Here is a 394-nt window from a genome sequence, read left to right as displayed (position 1 = left end):
CACTGCTGGTATCGGTTTATTCCTGGCCTTTATCGCGCTGCAAAGTGCCGGGATCGTCGTTGATAATCCAGCGACTCTGGTACATGTCGGTGATCTGACAAGCTTTCCTGCCGTTATGGCATCACTTGGCTTCGTGCTGACAATTGCTCTGGTACACCGTGGATTGAAAGCTGCCGTATTGCTGGCGATTTTGATCGTAACGGGCCTGGGCATCCTGTTTGGTGACATCCAATACAACGGGATTGTGTCAGCGCCGCCAAGCATAGCACCGACTTTCATGCAACTGGACTTTAGTGGTGCCCTGGATGTGGGTCTGGTATCGATTGTGTTTGCCTTCCTGTTCGTGGATCTGTGCGACACTGCCGGTACTCTGGTTGGAGTGGCAACAAAAGCC

At 52.5% G+C, this 394-nt stretch carries 1 protein-coding gene; it reads left to right on the top strand.

The features are described from left to right. On the top strand, window positions 1-394 hold a 394-nt coding region (locus tag ACYP03_RS24455), incomplete at both ends, for a solute carrier family 23 protein (protein ID WP_459782439.1).

The organism is Photobacterium sp. R1 (assembly GCF_054600795.1).
This window is presented reverse-complemented; position numbering and strand designations above follow the sequence as displayed.